Annotated in this window: 12 protein-coding genes; 1 reads left to right on the top strand and 11 read right to left on the bottom strand. The window is 67.8% G+C overall.

The features are described 5' to 3' along the window. Nucleotides 1–2: 2 nt before the first annotated feature. Complete coding sequence (chrA, locus tag LOY51_RS11675) at nucleotides 3–1367, bottom strand: chromate efflux transporter (protein WP_258646282.1); 1365 nt, start codon at nucleotides 1365–1367, stop codon at nucleotides 3–5. A 366-nt stretch (nucleotides 1368–1733) separates the two neighbouring features. Here chrA and LOY51_RS11680 point away from each other — a divergent pair, with 366 nt between their 5' ends. After that, nucleotides 1734–3635, top strand: coding sequence for a potassium transporter Kup (locus tag LOY51_RS11680; RefSeq protein WP_258646284.1), 1902 nt, complete (start codon nucleotides 1734–1736; stop codon nucleotides 3633–3635). Between the two features lie 16 nt (nucleotides 3636–3651). Here LOY51_RS11680 and LOY51_RS11685 read toward each other — a convergent pair whose 3' ends face one another. From LOY51_RS11685 to LOY51_RS11730, 10 genes are all read right to left on the bottom strand, one after another. Then, entirely contained in the window at nucleotides 3652–4437 is a 786-nt protein-coding gene (locus LOY51_RS11685; RefSeq protein ID WP_258646286.1) for an ABC transporter ATP-binding protein, read from the bottom strand. Nucleotides 4438–4448: 11 nt separating this feature from the next. Continuing rightward, nucleotides 4449–5204: an ABC transporter permease gene (locus LOY51_RS11690; RefSeq protein ID WP_125858366.1), complete on the bottom strand. Its 756-nt coding sequence runs from the start codon at nucleotides 5202–5204 to the stop codon at nucleotides 4449–4451. Nucleotides 5205–5214: 10 nt separating this feature from the next. Further along, nucleotides 5215–5970 carry an ABC transporter permease gene (locus LOY51_RS11695; protein ID WP_258646288.1) on the bottom strand — a complete coding sequence of 252 codons (756 nt, stop codon included), beginning with the start codon at nucleotides 5968–5970 and terminating at the stop codon, nucleotides 5215–5217. Beyond that, the gene (locus tag LOY51_RS11700) at nucleotides 5967–7142 is read right to left on the bottom strand and encodes an MFS transporter (RefSeq protein ID WP_258646290.1); all 1176 of its coding nucleotides are present in this window, start codon (nucleotides 7140–7142) and stop codon (nucleotides 5967–5969) included. The genes LOY51_RS11695 and LOY51_RS11700 overlap by 4 nt, the downstream gene beginning before the upstream one ends. Next, nucleotides 7139–8533 (bottom strand): amidase, encoded by a 1395-nt coding sequence (locus LOY51_RS11705; protein ID WP_258646293.1) that lies wholly within the window; start codon nucleotides 8531–8533, stop codon nucleotides 7139–7141. Before LOY51_RS11705 ends, LOY51_RS11700 begins: the two co-directional genes overlap by 4 nt. Further along, on the bottom strand, nucleotides 8526–9941 hold the full coding sequence (locus tag LOY51_RS11710) for an amidase (protein ID WP_258646295.1): 1416 nt from the start codon (nucleotides 9939–9941) through the stop codon (nucleotides 8526–8528). Before LOY51_RS11710 ends, LOY51_RS11705 begins: the two co-directional genes overlap by 8 nt. Beyond that, nucleotides 9941–10726, bottom strand: coding sequence for an ABC transporter permease (locus LOY51_RS11715; RefSeq protein WP_258646297.1), 786 nt, complete (start codon nucleotides 10724–10726; stop codon nucleotides 9941–9943). The genes LOY51_RS11710 and LOY51_RS11715 overlap by 1 nt, the downstream gene beginning before the upstream one ends. Next, nucleotides 10723–11505, bottom strand: a complete 783-nt coding sequence (locus tag LOY51_RS11720) for an ABC transporter ATP-binding protein (RefSeq protein ID WP_258646299.1) — start codon at nucleotides 11503–11505, stop codon at nucleotides 10723–10725. Before LOY51_RS11720 ends, LOY51_RS11715 begins: the two co-directional genes overlap by 4 nt. Further along, nucleotides 11502–12560, bottom strand: a complete 1059-nt coding sequence (locus LOY51_RS11725; RefSeq protein WP_258646300.1) for an ABC transporter substrate-binding protein — start codon at nucleotides 12558–12560, stop codon at nucleotides 11502–11504. The genes LOY51_RS11720 and LOY51_RS11725 overlap by 4 nt, the downstream gene beginning before the upstream one ends. A gap of 340 nt (nucleotides 12561–12900) precedes the next feature. Next, nucleotides 12901–15156, bottom strand: coding sequence for a TonB-dependent receptor (locus LOY51_RS11730; protein WP_258646301.1), 2256 nt, complete (start codon nucleotides 15154–15156; stop codon nucleotides 12901–12903). Nucleotides 15157–15649: the final 493 nt, after the last annotated feature.

Raw genomic sequence — 15649 nt, forward strand, 5'->3', positions numbered from 1 at the left:
GCTCAGCCCCGCAACATGTGCACTGCCAGGCCCGCCAAGGCACAGGCGAGCAACACTTGAATCACCCCACGGCGCCAGCGGAACAATGCCAGCGCCGCGCCCGCGGCAATCAGCGCCGAAGGCCAGTCGAATGCCCCAGCGAAGCCGTTGGGCCACAGCACGTGGTAACCGAAGAACAGCGCCAGGTTGAGGATCACGCCTACGACGGCAGCCGTGATCGCGGTCAACGGCGCCGTGAACCTCATTTCGTCGTGGGTGGATTCCACCAATGGGCCGCCGGCAAGGATGAACAGGAACGACGGCAGGAAGGTGAACCAGGTGACCAAACTCGCCGCGACCGCCCCGGCAAGCAACGGATGCTCGGCACCGAACATCGGTTGCAGGTAGCCACCGACGAAGCCGACGAATGCCACCACCATGATCAGAGGCCCTGGCGTGGTTTCCCCCAACGCCAGGCCGTCGATCATCTGCGTGGGCGACAGCCAGCCGTAATGGCCGACTGCCCCCTGGTACACGTAGGGCAACACCGCGTAGGCACCGCCGAAGGTCAACAGGGCGGCCTTGGTAAAGAACCAGCCCATTTGCGTCAGGGTGCCGCCCCAGCCGAATGCCAGGGTCAGCAGCCCCATGGGCAGCAGCCATAGCGCGGCGCCGATCACCACCAGGCGCAGCAGGTGTCGCCAACGAAAGCGCGCATGTTCGGGTGGGGGCGTATCGTCATCGATCAGCGCCGGCCCGTAGTGCTGGCGGGCGGCGCCATGGCCGCCACCGATGACGAAGGTGCCGGGCGCCAGTCGCCCGCCCGCATAGCCGACGATAGCGGCCACCAGCACGATCAGCGGGAACGGCACATTCAGGGCGAAAATGGCCACGAACGACGCGCCGGCGATGGCCCACAACCAGCCGTTCTTCAGCGCGCGCGAGCCGATGCGGTGGGCCGCATGCAACACGATCGCGGTCACCGCAGGCTTGATGCCGTAAAAGATGCCGGCCACCACCGGCACTTCGCCAAAGGCCAGGTAAACCCACGACAAGCCGATCAGGATGAACAGCGACGGCAGCACGAACAGGGCGCCGGCAATCACGCCGCCCCAGGCGCGGTGCATCAGCCAGCCGATGTAGGTGGCCAACTGCTGGGCCTCGGGGCCGGGCAGCAACATGCAGTAGTTAAGTGCGTGCAGGAAGCGTTTTTCACTGATCCAGCGTCGGCGCTCCACCAGTTCCTGGTGCATGATCGCGATCTGCCCGGCGGGCCCGCCAAAGCTGATGAAGCCCAGTTTGAGCCAGAAGCGCAGGGCTTCGGCCAGGCTTATCGGTTGCCTGGCCGCCCGTGGTTGTTCGCTGACCGGGGTGCTGCCTTCACTCATTGTCGATGCCCTCGTGTGGCAAAACCGTCAGCAGGAGTCACCCACCTTCGGCTGCCGAGCGGCGCCGCAGTCGGTGGGGTTGCGCAGGACATTAATCGATATTCGCTCGAAGTCGAAAGCCTGGTTTCGCTGCCCGACCCACATCCCAGCAGCACCGGCCGCTGCGATTGGCCTGGGGGCGCGGATACCGTGCTTTTTTACGCTCTTTTTACGGCCGGCCAGATCGCTTGCAAGGATACTGGCCGCCTCTGCTGCCCGGTCCGCAGGGCCTCAGGCAGGTAGCCGGGGGCGGAGCGGGCGCCACGCGAGGTCGTCATGCACAGGGAGGGCAGGCGCTTTCCACCCGCCAGCCCAGAGACGTCATCCGTGAGCCAGAGCGTTACCGCTGCAACCCCAACCCTCCCCGGCAAGTCCACCGCTATCGGCACCCTCGTTGCCGCGGTCGGCGTGGTGTATGGCGACATCGGCACCAGCCCGCTGTACACCCTCAAGGAAGTCTTCGCCGGCCACTACGGCGTCCAGGCCAATACCGTCGGCGTGCTCGGCGTATTGTCGCTGGTGTTCTGGTCGTTGATCTGGGTGGTGTCGCTCAAGTACGTGCTGTTCATTCTGCGCGCCAGCAACCAGGGCGAAGGCGGCATCATGGCCCTGACCGCACTGGCGCACCGGGCCGCGGCGCCCTATGCGCGCCTGGGCAAGGGGCTGGTGCTGCTGGGGCTGTTCGGCGCCGCCTTGTTCTACGGCGACAGCATGATCACCCCGGCGATATCGGTGCTCTCGGCGGTGGAAGGCCTGCAACTGGCCTTCGACGGCATCGAGCACTGGGTGGTGCCGTTGTCGGTGGTGGTGCTGGTGGCGCTGTTCGTCATCCAGAAGCACGGCACCGCGCGCATCGGCATCCTGTTCGGGCCAATCATGGTGCTGTGGTTCGTCGTGCTCGGGGCGCTTGGCGTGCATGGCATCGCCCAGCGCCCCGAGGTGCTGCAGGCGCTCAATCCGGCCTGGGCGGTGCAGTTCTTCGTCGCCCACCCTGGCATGGGCGTGGCCATCCTCGGCGCCGTGGTGCTGGCGTTGACCGGCGCCGAAGCGCTGTATGCCGACATGGGGCACTTCGGCCGCAAGCCCATCGCCAGGGCCTGGTTCCTGCTGGTGCTGCCGGGCCTGGTGCTCAACTACTTCGGCCAGGGCGCGTTGATCCTCGGCAACCCGGACGCGGTGCGCAACCCGTTCTATCTGCTCGCCCCCGAGTGGGCCCTGCTGCCCATGGTCGGGCTCGCCACGCTGGCCACCATCATTGCCTCCCAGGCGGTGATTTCCGGCGCCTTCTCCCTGACCCGCCAGGCCATTCAGCTCGGTTATGTGCCGCGCATGTTCATCCAGCACACCTCCAGCGAAGAGCAGGGGCAGATCTACATCGGCATGGTCAACTGGGCGTTGATGGTCGGCGTGGTACTGCTGGTGGTGGGCTTCGAGTCGTCCAGTGCACTGGCCGCCGCCTATGGCGTAGCGGTGACCGGCACCATGCTGATCACCACCTTGCTGGCCTCGGCGGTGGTGCTGTTGCTGTGGAAGACGCCACGCTGGTTGGCGATCCCGCTGTTGCTGGGCTTCCTGCTGGTAGACAGCCTGTACTTTGCCGCCAACGCCCCGAAGATCTTGCAGGGCGGTGCGTTCCCGGTGATCGCCGGGGTTGCCCTGTTCGTGCTGATGACCACCTGGAAGCGCGGGCGCCGGCTGATCGTCGAGCGCCTTGACGAAGGCGCGCTGCCGCTCGACCTGTTCATCGCCAGCCTGCAGTACCAGCCACCCCACCGGGTCACGGGCACGGCGGTGTTCCTCAGCGCCAGGCCCGAAGCGGTGCCGCACGCGCTGTTGCACAACCTGTTGCACAACCAGGTCTTGCACGAGCAGGTGGTGCTGCTGACGGTGGTGTTCGAGGACGAACCGCGGGTCAGCGTGGGCAAGCGTTTCGAGGTCGAAGCCTTCGGTGAGGGCTTCTTCCGCGTAAGCCTGCATTTCGGTTTCATGGAAGAGCCCAACGTGCCGCTGGCCCTGAGCCGCTGCCAGCGCGACGATCTGGAGTTCGCCGCCATGCGCACCACCTATTTCCTCAGCCGGGAAACCGTCATCGCCAGCAAGCGCATGGGCATGGCCAGGTGGCGTGAACACCTGTTCGCGTTCCTGCTCAAGAATGCCAACAGCAACCTCAAGTACTTCCAGTTGCCGCTGAACCGGGTGATCGAGCTCGGCACCCAGGTCGAGATGTAAGCACATCGGGCCCTGTTCAGTGCCCGACCAACTCCCCCAGCAACCGTTGCTTGAAGCCCTGCAGCAGCGCACTGTCGCGCTGCCGTGGGTGCGGCAGGTCGATGCGCAGGTCCTCGCGGATGCGCCCCGGGTGGGCATCCAGCACGATCACCCGGTCGCCCAGGTACAGCGCCTCCTCGATGTCGTGGGTGACCATGATCACCGTGCAGCGCTCCTGTACCCAGATCCGTTGCAGCTCCTGTTGCAGCCGCACCCGGGTCAGGGCATCGAGGGCGCCGAGGGGCTCGTCGAGCAGCAGCACCTTGGGCTTGTTCACCAGTGCCCGGGCAATCGCGGCACGTTGGGCCATGCCACCGGAGAGCTGGTGCGGGTAGGCGCTCTCAAAGCCGGTGAGGCCCACCAGGTCGATGTGCTCGGCCACCAGGCGGTTTTTTTCGGTGACGGGCAGGGCGTGGTTCTTCAGGGCCAGGGCGATGTTCTGCTGCAAGGTCATCCACGGGAACAAGCGATGGTCCTGGAACACGATGCCGCGCTCCAGGCCCGGGCCGCGCACCGGCTGCTGGTCGAGCAGGATCTGCCCTTGATAGTCCTGGTCGAGGCCGACGACCAGCCGCAGCAGGGTGGACTTGCCGCAGCCACTGGCGCCGAGAATGCTGACGAACTCGCCGGGGCGGATGTCCAGGTCGATGCTTTCAAGCACCGGCACCTGTTTACCCTTGAGCGGGTAGCACTTGCTCAGGCCGCGGATGGACAGCGCGCCGGTGGCGGTGCTGGGGTCAAGCTTGGGAGCGATGGCGTTCATGGTCGGGCCTTTCAAGGGGTCGGGTGGCCGCGCAGCAGGCGGCGGGCGAGGAGGGTGCAGAGCCAGGACATCACATAGCCGCACAGGCCGATGCACAGCACGCAGACCAGGATGATCTCCATGCGCGCGCCGGCCTCGGCGTTCATCATCAGGCTGCCCAGGCCGGCGCCGGAGGCCAGGAACAGCTCGCTGCCCACCGCCGTCACCCAGGCGAAGGCCAGGGCCTGCAACACGCCGGCGGCAATGCCCGGCAAGGCGGCCGGCAGCAGGATCAGGCGCAGCTGCTGGCTGCGGCTGAGCATCAGCACCCGGGCCGCCTCGCGGTGCTGGCCCTCGACCTGACGCAGGCTTTCGAAGGTGTTGAGCACCATCGGGTACAACGCCGCGAGGCTGACGATCAGCAGCTTGGCGCTTTCACCGTTGCCCAGCCACAGGGCGATCAACGGGATCCAGCCAAGCATCGGCACCTGGCGCAGGGCGTGGAACAAGGGTGCGATCAGGCGGTTGGCCAGGCCGGACAGCGCCATCAGCGCACCCAGTGCGGTGCCGGCGACGATGCCCACGGCCAGGCCTATGCAGGTGCGCAGCAGGCTCGCCCACAGGTTGACCAGCAGTTCGCCATTGCCCAGCAGTTCGGCCAGGGCCGCGCCCACCTGGGCCAGGGGTACGAAAGCGTAGGCGCCGGCAGTGCTCTGGCGCGAGGCATATTCCCAGGCGGCCAGCAGCAGTAACGGCAGCAGCAGGCCACGCAGTGCGTTCAGTTTCATCAACAGCTCCTTAGCGGCTTTGCCAGCCGGACAAGCGTCGTTCGACCCGGCGCAGGCCGACATCCAGGGTGAAACCGATCACCCCGGTGACCACCACCCCGACCATCACCACATCGATGCGCAGCATCTGCCGGCCCATCTCGATCATCTGCCCCAGGCCGCTGTCGGCGGCCAGCAACTCGCAGGCCACCAGCACCACCCAGGCGCGGGTCAGGGCAATGCGCAGGCCGGTGACGATGCCCGGCGTGGCGGCGGGCAGGGCCACGCTCAGCAGCAGGCTGTACCAGGGCAGGCGATACACCCGGGCCACTTCCAGGTAGCGTTGGGGGATGTGGCGCACCGCCTCGGCGGTGGCCAGGGCCACCGGGAAGAACACGGTCAGGGCGACAATCGCGACCTTGAACAGCTCTTCGATGCCGAACAGCAGCACGAACATCGGGATCAGCGCCAGGCTGGGGAGCTGGCGCAGGGTATGGAACAGCGGCGCGCAATAGGCCTCGACCCGCGCTGACAATGCCAGCGCCAGGCCGAAGCCCAGGCCCGCCGCGCTGCCAAAGGCGAAGCCCTGGGCCAGGCGCAGCAGGCTGAACGCCAGGTGTTCGGGCAGCTCACCACTGGCGCACAGTTCAATGAAGGTCTGCCAGACCGCTGCCGGCGCGATCAGCAGGTTGGCCGGGAACAGCCCGGCGCTGGCTGCCCAGTGCCAGGCCAGCAACAGCAACAGCGGTGAAGCCAGGCCGTTCAGGCGGTAGCCGATACGCTTCATGCCACCACCTCCTGTACCTGCTGGCGTGGCTGCCGGCAGCACCAGGCCACCAGCAGCAACAGCGGGATCCAGCACAGGAACAGGTTGGCCAGGCCGGTGAAGTGGCTGATCGCGCCACCCAGCAGGGCGCCGCCGAAGCTGCCGGCCATCGATGCCAGGTTGAACAGGCCGGAGAGCTTGCTGCTGTCCTCGCGGCGCTGGCTCAGGCGAGCCATGTTGACCAGGTGCACCGTCGCCGTGGCCAGGCTCACCAGCACCGCCGCCAGCACCAGCCAGCCGTAGCCATGGCCCAGGCCGCACACCAGCAGGGCGGTGATCGCCAGCGCCAGGCCCAGGGCATAGGCGCGGCCCGGGCTGGTCGAGCGCAACACCCGGCCGAGGCCGAACAGGGCAAGCACCGCGAACAGCGCTTCGATCATCACCAGGCTCACCGCATGGCCCTGAGGCACGCCGCCTTCCAGAGCCAGGAGGATGATGAAGGTGGTGAACAGGCTGGTGGTGGCGCTGTTGCTCAGCTCCACGGTGCAGCTCTGGCGGATGCTGCGCTCGCCCAGCAGCTGGCGAACCTGGGCCAGCATGCCGCTGGCCGGGGCCGTGCCGCTTGGGCTGGCGTCGCCGGCGCCCTCCCAGAAACGCAGGCTGTACAGCGCCATGCCGGCGAAGCTGGCGGCAATCAGCATGAAGGCCAGGGAGAACGCGCCGCGCTCGCTGAAGGCGTTGCCCAGCAGCGGGCCGAGCAGGCCCAGGCCCAGGGTCAGGGCGCCGCGATACCAGCCGGCCTTGTCGGTGCCCAGGTGCTTGAGCTGGCGCAGGAAGCTGCCGTTCATGGCGACGATGCGAAACGGGATGAACAAGCCGATCAGCAGCTGCCCCAGGGCCAGCCACCACCAGGCGGCATACAGCGGGATCGCCAGGTTGACCAGCATCGGCCCGAGGCTGGACAGGGCGTACACCTGGCGCGCGCCGAAACGGGCGATGACGAAGCCGGCAGGCAGGGTCAGGAACAGCATGCCCAGGGCCTCCATCGCCGCGATGACGCCGATCTGCCAGGCGTCGGCGCCCAGCGCCAGGGCGTACAGGGTGATGACGATCTTGGCCATGCCCACGGTGGCGCCGCTGACCAGCGCCAGCAGCAGGAAGCGCGGCAGAAAACCGCTTGCAGGGTGACTCATTGCAGCCAGCGCCCCAGCTCCGGCGTGCCCCAGGGCAGGCGCTGTTGCAGGTGCGCGGTAACCCGTAGCAGGCGGTCCTCGGCGTACCACGGGCCAACCAGCTGCACCCCCAGCGGCCAGCCCTCGCGGCTGAGCCCGGCGGGCAGGCTCAGGGCCGGGTGGCCGCTGAGGTTGAACGGGTGCAGGTAGTGAATCCAGTCGAAGTCGCCGTCCGTGCCGTCGGCGGCCAGTGGCGGCGCCGACAGGGCCGGCGTGAGCAGCACGTCGACCTCTGCGAACAGCCCCTGGATACGCCGCAGCAGGCGGGTCCGGGCGAACTGCGCGTGCTGCAGTTCGTCGGCGCTCAGCTGCGGCAGGCGGGCGTCCAGCCAGCCGCGAAAGCCTGGGTCCAGCTGATCGGCCTGGGCCGGGTAGCGCTCGCCGAGGAAGCGGCGCTTGAGGGCCAGCACCGTGGGCTCGAAGGCAGCGCCGCTATCGCTCAGGTCCAGGCGATGCTGCGCCACCGTGGCGCCGGCCTCGCGCAGGGCGTTGGCCACGCGCTCGCCGGCCTGCAGCACCTGGGCATCGGCCGGGCCTTTGCCGACCTCCGGCAACCAGGCGACCCGCAGGCCGCGCAGGTCGCCGTCGGCCCGGGCGGCGTCGTGCAGTGCCCGCCGGGGAACGCGCAACGACCAAGGGTCCCTTGGGTCGGGGCCGATCAATACCTCCAGTGCCAGTGCGGCATCCGCCACGCTGCGGGTCAGGGTGCCCTGATGGCCAAGGGCGTTGAACAGGTCCAGGGCATGCACCTGGGGAATCGCCCCGAGGGTCGGCTTGATGCCGAGCACGCCGCAGCAGCTGGCGGGGATGCGCACGGAGCCGGCAATGTCGGTACCCACGGCAATCGCCCCGGCGCCCACCGCCACCGCTGCCGCCGCGCCACCGCTGGAGCCGCCGCTGGTGCGGCTGGGGTCCCAGGGGTTGCGGGTGATGCCGAACAGGCGGCTGTCGGTGCTGGCCTTGGCGCCGAACTCCGGCATGGTGGTGGTGCCCAGCAGGATGCCCCCGGCGTTGCGCAGGCGCTGCACGCTGGGGTCGTCGGCGCTGGCGACGTGGTCGCGGTAGAGCGCCGAGCCGAAGGTCTGTGGCGCGCCGGCCACCGGGATCTGCTCCTTGACCGTGAACGGCACGCCCAGCAGCACCGGCAGCTCACCGCCGGCGCGGTAGCGGCGCTCGGCCTCCAAGGCCGAGGCCCGGGCGCGTTCGCGGTCCTGCCAGGTGAACAGGCGCAGGTGCGGGTCGATGGCGTCGATGCGGGCGAAACTCTGGTCGATCAGCTCGACCGGTGACAGCGCACCACTGCGCAAAAGGCTGACCTGTTCGGCGACGGGCAGCAGGGTCGGGTCAGGCATCGAAAGGCTCCAGGTCGGGGTGGCGGTCGGTGAGCGCGAGCAGGGCTTCCAGTTCGGCCGCCACTTTCAGCAGCGGGCCGTCGGCGTACCAGGGCGCGACCAGTTGCAGGCCCACCGGCAGGCCATCGGCGCTGAAACCGGCGGGCAGGCTCAAGGCCGGGTGGCCGCTGAGGTTGAACGGGTACAGGTAGTCGATGTAATGGCGCGCCTGTTGCGCGCCTTCGCTGTTGCCGGCCAGGCCCGCTTCGGCGGCGATGGGCGGCCGGGTCAGGGTAGGGCTGGCGAGGAAGTCGAAGTCTGCGAACAGCGCCTGGACCCGGCCGAACACCCGGTTGCGCGCTTCGCCGGCGTCGCCCAGGGCTTGCCAGTCGATGTCGGCGCTGCGCTCCAGGCGCTGGCGGTACACCGGGTCGAACAGCGCGGCGTCTGCGGCCAGGCGCGGGGCGTAGCGGGCGTGGTGCTGGCTGGAAACCAGAATGCCGAAGCGCTCGGCATCGCCGTGCAGGTCGAAGTCGATGCGGGTGACCTGGGCGCCGAGGGCACGCAACCGCTCCAGAGCCTGCAGGCCAATGGCGATGACCTGCGGATCGACGTCCGGGATGGGCAGGTCGAGCCAGGCGATGCGCACCCCATCCAGGCGCCCGTCGGGTTGCGCCTGGCGGGCATAGTCCTGGCTCACAAGGCCCAGCGACCATGGATCGCGCGGGTCGGCGCCGGCCAGCAGCTCCAGGGCCAGGGCGTTGTCGGCGACCGTGCGGGTCAGCGGCCCGATGTGGGCCAGCTGGGCGAAGCCATCGACGGCTTCCACCACCGGGATCACCCCGAGGGTGGGTTTAAGCCCGACCAGGTGGCAGCAGGACGCCGGGATGCGCACCGAGCCCGCCACGTCGGTGCCCAGCGCCAGCGGGCCGATGCCGGCCGCCACCGCGCCGGCCGAACCGCCGCTGGAGCCGCCCGGGGTGCGCGTGGGGTCCCAAGGGTTGCGGCTGACGCCATGCAGGGGGCTGTCGGTGGTGGCCTTGGTGCCGAACTCCGGCATGGTGGTGATACCGACCACGATCGCCCCCGCAGCGCGCAGGCGCTGGACGGCGACGTTGTCTTCGCCGGCGTGATGGTCTTGGTACAGCCGCGAACCGAAGGTCTGCGGCGCACCCGCCACACCGAGGTTGTCCTTGATCGACACCGGCACCCCGTGCAGCGGGCCGACGCTACGGCCCTCGCGGTAGTCGGCGGTGGCCTGGCGGGCCTGGGCCAGGGCGTGCTCGCGGTCGAGCCAGGTGAACAGGCGCAGCGTCGGGTCGAGCCGGTCGATGCGGGCGAACACCTGCTCGATCACCGCCAGCGGCGACAGTTCAAGCTGGCGATAGGCCCGGGTCAGCCCGGCGATATCCAGGTACAGGGCGCTCATCAGCGGTCTCCCGAGTCGGTGGTGGCATGGCTGCCGCGGGTCCAGAAAATCACCCGCCGCTCAAGCCAGCGCACCAGTTGCGAACCGGCCACCCCGAGCAGGGCGAGCAGCAGCACGGCGGCGAACATCAGCGGCATGTTCATGTTTACCGAGGCGGCCTGGACCAGAAAGCCAAGGCCGCCTTGGGCGGCGAGGAACTCGGCCACCACCGCACCGATCAGCGCCAGCGACACGGCGATCTGCAGGCCGGCGAAGATGTCGCCGGCGGCGGCCGGCAGCTTGACGTGGAAGAACAGGTAGCTGCGCGAAGCGGAGAACGCCCGGCAGGCGTCGAGCAGGTCCGGGTCGGCGCGGCGGATGCCGGAGAAGGTATTGACGAACAGCGGGAAGAAGCAGGTGAGGGCGACGATGATCAGTTTCGAGGTGTGCTCGAAGCCGAACCACACCAGGATCAGCGGCGCCAGCGCCACCTTGGGCGCCGATTGCAGGGCCAGCAGCAAGGGGTAGCAGAAGCGTTCGAACAGCGTCGACTCCGAAAGCAGGGCGCCCAGCAGCAAGGCCAGCGCCGAGCCGCACAGAAAACCGCCGAGCACCTCGCCGAGGGTGATCCACACATGCTTGAGCAGGTCGCCCTGGTGCACGCCCTGCCACAGGGCCAGCAGCACGTCGCGGGGCGAGGCGAGGATGTAGTCGGGCACGCCGAACAGGCTGATCGCCAGCTGCCAGGCGAGCAACAGCAGCAGGGTCGAGATCAAGGGGTAGGCGAAAGCGGGAAGGCGGCTCATGGGCTGAAGTACCTGCGCAGGTGTTGGCTGAGTTCGATGAAGCGCGGCGCGGCCAGGGTGTCGAGGGTGCGCGGGCGCGGCAGGTCGATGGCGAGGTTCTCGACGATGCGCCCGGGGCGCGCCGACATCACCAGCACCCGGTCGGAGAGGAACACCGCTTCGGCGATGCTGTGGGTGATGAACAGCACCGACTTGGCCTGGGCCTGCCAGATGCGTTGCAGCTCCAGCATCAGGTGTTCGCGGGTCATGGCGTCGAGGGCGGCGAAGGGTTCGTCCATCAGCAGCAGCTGCGGGTCGTGCAGCAGCATGCGGGCGATGCCGACCCGCTGCTGCATGCCGCCGGACAGCTCGAACGGGTAGTTGTCGGCGAACACCGCCAGCCCGACCAGCTCCAGCACCTGCTCGGCCCGCGCGGCGGCCTGGGCCTTCGGCAGGCCGAGGGTCTGGGCCGGCAGCAGCACGTTGGCGCGCACGCTTTTCCACGGCAGCAGGTTGGGTTTCTGGAACACCACGCCGGTCTCCCGGCGTGGCGCGCTGATGGGTGTGCCGTCGAGCAGCAGCTCGCCCTGGCTGGCCGGCAGCAGGCCGGCGGCCAGTTTGAGCAGGGTCGATTTACCGCAGCCCGAGGGGCCGAGGATGGAGACGAATTCGCCGCGGCCGATGCGCAGGTCCACCCCGGCCAGGGCGTCGATCGGGCCGCGCCGGCTGGCGTAGCGCACGCCGACGTCGCGGGCGCTGAGCACGCTGTCGGCCAGGTGGGGGAAGATGGCCTGGTTCATTGGGCCGCCTTGGCGCGGGCGTCGAGGGCTGCGCGGTCATAGTCGGTGAAGGACGCGGCCAACTGGTTGGAGAACAGCGCCGGCAGGTCCAGTTCGATGCCCTTGAAGTAGCCTTGGCCCTGCATGGCCGCCAGGTAACCGGTGATGCGCGCGTGGTCGAAGCGGCCCTGGCTGGCGGCCGGGTCGGCTTCGATCAACTGCAGGCGCCGGCTCAGCAGGGTGACCGCGTCAGCCTCGTTGTTGATCAGCGCGCCCTGGCTCGGCCGGGTTTGCGGGTACTGCTGCCACACCGCACGTACGCAGAACGCCGGGTTGGCCACGCAGGCCCGCTGCCCTTGGTTGTAAGCGCGGCCGAAGCGGGCCAGCAGCTCGGGCTGCTCGCGCAGGGTGTCGGCATGGGTGATGAACACCCCGGCGCCCAGGCCACGGAAGGCGTCCGGGTAGTGCAGGCGGCGCAGCTTGAAGCCGGTCAGCTCGAACATGTCGTTCCAGCTGTCGTTGAAATTAAGCGCGTCGATGCGCTGGCTGCGCAGGGCGTGGAAGCCCGCGCCGAGCACGCCGACGGCGGAGAAGGTGAAGTCCCGTTCGCCGATGCCCACCGACTTGAGCACCGCGCGGGTGGTGTCGACCTGCGGCCAGTTCAGCGCCCCGGTGCCGACCCGCTTGCCCTTGAGGTCTTCCAGGCGCTGGATGTTCGAGTCAGCGGCGACGGCGAACTCGAAGGTCTGCGGCAGCAGGTTGTAGAAGAAGGCGATGGGTAGCGTCTTGCCGGGGTTCTGCTGGTAATAGTTGAGGATCGGCTCGGGCAGGCCCACTGCCAGGGTCACCCGTTTGCTGGTCAGGGCGGGCAGGGTGTCGGTGATTTCGAAGGCTTCGACGTCGAGGTTGGCGTCCTTGAACAGGCCCAGGGCCTGGGCGGCGGCGAAGGGCGCCAGGCTGACCACGTTCGGCGCCGGGCCGAGGCCGACCTTGACAGTGTCGGCTGCCTGGCTGGAAAGGCTGGCCAACGCCAGGGCGAGGGCACTGAGGGTGGTGCGCACGGTAGTCGGGGTCATGGCGGGCTTTCCGGGAATGTCTTGAGGCTGAGATAGCAGGTTGCATGCCAGGCCCTGTGGGCGCGGGCAAAGCCGCGCCGTTGCTGGGCTGTGGCGTTGGGCAGGGATGGCGTTGGTGCGGGGTTGCTGCTGGGGCAGCAGGGGTTGGGCGCCGGGGTGTTGCTCCAGCAGCAGCGGTGGGAGCAACTGCCTTTTATTGCCTGTTCAGGCCTCATCGCTGGCAAGCCAGCTCCCACAGGTTTTCCAGCGTCGTTGTGGGAGCTGGCAAGTCAGTTCTCACAGGTTTGCCAGCGATGAGGCCCGTATCAGCAGTGCAAGGCCGTTGCTTCTACCCCGTGGCTCAGAACTTGGCAGTAACGCTCACACCCGCAGTACGCGGATCGCCGTAGGCTGCCCAGTACGGCGAGCTGCCGCGGTTCAGCGACAGCCCGTGGACCTGGTACTGCTTGTCGGTGACGTTGTTGACGTAGCCGGTGACGCTGTACTTGTCGTCGGCAGTGGCATAGGTCAGGTGCACGTTGGCCAGGGCGTAGCCGTCCTGGTCCAGCCAGTTCCAGTCCGAACGCTGGAAGGCCGAGGTGAAGTACTCCTTGCTCTGGTAGCGCACATCGCCCCCGATATTGATCTTGCCCGGGATGTCCAGCGGCAAGCGGTAGTCCAGGCCCAGGGCGTAGACGTGCTTGGGCGAGCGCACGAAGCTGTTGCCTTTCCACAGGTCGCCGGTGAACTCGGTGTCCAGGTAGGAGGCGCTGAACTGCACCAGCAGGTCGTCGATCGGGCGTGCCTGGATTTCCAGCTCGGCGCCCCTGGCCTTGCCCTGGGCGTCGTTGGCCAGCAGCGAGACGATGCTGCCGCTGGCAGTGGTGGTGGTCGCGCTCACCTGCATGTCGTCGTAGTCGTAGTAGAAGATGTTGGCGTTGGCGTTCAGGCGCCCGTTGAACCATTCCGACTTCAGGCCCAGCTCATAGGAGTGCAGGGTTTCCGGGTTGACCGTGCTCAGTTGCTCCAGGCTGCTCGACAAACCGGTGTTGAACGCCCCGGAGCGGAAGCCCTTGGCGTAGCGGGCATACACCCGCAGGTTGTCGGTGAGGCGGTATTCCGGGGTCAGGTCATAGGTGACCGCGCGCCAGGTCTTGTTGCGCCGGGCGTTGCCGTTGGCCCCTGCGCCGGCGATGGCTTGCGGGTCTTGCAGGTTGCCGAAGTCCCACCAGTCGCCGCCGTCACCGCCGGTGAAACCGCTGCCGGTGTACTGCAGCAGGTCCAGGTCGATGTCCTTTTTCTCCTGGGTCCAGCGCAGGCCGCCGGTCAGGGTGAAAGCATCGGTGAAGTCGTAGGCGAGGTTGCCGAACAGCGCGTAGCTGGTGCTGTTGTGGTCGAAATCGATGCCGGTGTAGGCGGCATCGCTGTCCAGCACCGAGGTCGCCTGTTTGCTGATCAAGGCTTCGTGGAAGGCGTGGGCGCCGACGATCCAGCGCAGGGTTTCGCTGGTCGGCGAGGCCAGGCGCAGCTCCTGGGAGTACTGGCGCCAGCGGTTGTTGGTGTAGGCGTGGCCGCCTTCGACCGGGGTCAGGTCGTCGTCGTTGGTGGCGCGCTGGCGGGTCTGGTCGTAGGCGGTGATCGAGGTCAGGCGGTAGTCGCCCAGGTCGTAGTTGAGGGTCAGGGAGGTGCCGTCGTGCTGGACCTTGGATTTGTTCTCGACGTTGCTTTCGATGTAGCGGCGGTGCGGGTCCTGCCGGGTGTAGCCGTTCAGCCAGGGGAAGCGGCCCACCGGCAACAGGCCGTTGGCGTTGCCGCGCGACTCGCTGTTGTGGATGTTCCACAGCGCCTCCAGGTCGGGGTTGAGCTTGGCCAGGAACTGCAGGCGGAAGGCCTTGCGGTCGATGGCGTCGTTGTCGCCGCCGATATTGGTGTTGCTGACGAAACCGTCGCGCTCCTTGGAGTAGATCGACACCCGTGCGGCCAGGCGGTCTTCGACCAGGGCGCCGCCGATGGCGCCGTTGACGATCTGCTCGTTCTTGCTGCCGTAGGCGAGGGTGCCGTAGCCGTCGGTGTCGAAGGTGGGCCGCTTGCTGATCACGTTGACCGCGCCGCCGGTGGTGTTCTTGCCGTACAGGGTGCCTTGCGGGCCGCGCAGCACTTCGATGCGGTCGATGTCGAACAGCGGGTCGCCACCGGCCAGCGGTGCGTTGAGGTAGACGTCGTCGGCGTAGATGCCCACCGGGAACACCGTCGCGGCGCCGACGTCGCCGGTGCCGACGCCGCGGATGTACCAGCGTGGGCGGTCATCGCCGTCGGGGTTCTTGGCCTGGGCGTTGGGCACGAAGGTCAGGGTCTTGCCGACGTAGTCGGTGGCGGTCTGGCCGAGGTTCTCGCCGCTTACCGCGGTGACGGCGTTGGCGATGTCTTGCACGCTTTCTTCGCGGCGCTGGGCGGTGACTGTGACGGTCTTCAGGGCTGGGCTGGCTGTGGTGGTTGCCGGGGTGTCCTCGGCGGTGGGTTCGGCGGCGAACAGTTGGGGGCTGGCCAGGGCGCCGGTCAGCAGGCTGGCGTGCCACAGGGCGCGGGTGATGGGGTTGATGGGGGTGCGGATGGGCATGGTGGCTCCGTTGTCACTGGCAGAATATTTATGAGGGCGCCACGCGGCGTACTAGGCCATAGCAGACCTTGTGCCAGCTTTTTGCGTTTTCTAACTTGTTGATTTATAACGATTATTTGTTTTTTAGGGTGAGGTATGTTGAGCGGCGGGCAGTTGATTGCTCATGGGGTGCTGATCTGGCAGCAGTGACGGGGGCGGGATCTTGGGGGGGCAGGTTTACGCGGGGCGTTGGTCTGTAAGTTGCTCGGTGTTGGGTGTTGGGTGTTGGGTGTTGGTTTTGGAAGTTGTATGCGCATTCATTTGTGATGTCGACGCGTAGTCACCTTTCCGCCCTTACGGCGGCCTACTTTGGTCTTGGCCAAAGTAGGCAAAGCCGCTCGCTCCCATCATACGGCCCCTACGCTGCGCTTCGGGGTCCCTTCGCTCCGGCGTCCTCCGGGCCCGCGCGGCCTCCGACTTGCTGCGCAAGTCTACATCTCGCGCCTTCGGCTAA

It is taken from the genome of Pseudomonas sichuanensis (genome assembly GCF_024749065.1).
In the GTDB taxonomy this organism is placed as follows: Bacteria; Pseudomonadota; Gammaproteobacteria; order Pseudomonadales; family Pseudomonadaceae; genus Aquipseudomonas; species Aquipseudomonas sichuanensis.

Excerpts from the sequence above, each read along its gene's own strand:
- LOY51_RS11715 (WP_258646297.1), bottom strand. The coding sequence starts at position 10,726 with ATGAGCCGCCTTCCCGCTTTCGCCTACCCCTTGATCTCGACCCTGCTG.
- LOY51_RS11730 (WP_258646301.1), bottom strand. The coding sequence starts at position 15,156 with ATGCCCATCCGCACCCCCATCAACCCCATCACCCGCGCCCTGTGGCAC.
- LOY51_RS11695 (WP_258646288.1), bottom strand. The coding sequence starts at position 5,970 with ATGAAGCGTATCGGCTACCGCCTGAACGGCCTGGCTTCACCGCTGTTG.
- LOY51_RS11685 (WP_258646286.1), bottom strand. The coding sequence starts at position 4,437 with ATGAACGCCATCGCTCCCAAGCTTGACCCCAGCACCGCCACCGGCGCG.
- chrA (WP_258646282.1), bottom strand. The coding sequence starts at position 1,367 with ATGAGTGAAGGCAGCACCCCGGTCAGCGAACAACCACGGGCGGCCAGG.
- LOY51_RS11690 (WP_125858366.1), bottom strand. The coding sequence starts at position 5,204 with ATGAAACTGAACGCACTGCGTGGCCTGCTGCTGCCGTTACTGCTGCTG.
- LOY51_RS11725 (WP_258646300.1), bottom strand. The coding sequence starts at position 12,560 with ATGACCCCGACTACCGTGCGCACCACCCTCAGTGCCCTCGCCCTGGCG.
- LOY51_RS11710 (WP_258646295.1), bottom strand. The coding sequence starts at position 9,941 with ATGAGCGCCCTGTACCTGGATATCGCCGGGCTGACCCGGGCCTATCGC.
- LOY51_RS11720 (WP_258646299.1), bottom strand. The coding sequence starts at position 11,505 with ATGAACCAGGCCATCTTCCCCCACCTGGCCGACAGCGTGCTCAGCGCC.
- LOY51_RS11700 (WP_258646290.1), bottom strand. The coding sequence starts at position 7,142 with ATGAGTCACCCTGCAAGCGGTTTTCTGCCGCGCTTCCTGCTGCTGGCG.
- LOY51_RS11705 (WP_258646293.1), bottom strand. The coding sequence starts at position 8,533 with ATGCCTGACCCGACCCTGCTGCCCGTCGCCGAACAGGTCAGCCTTTTG.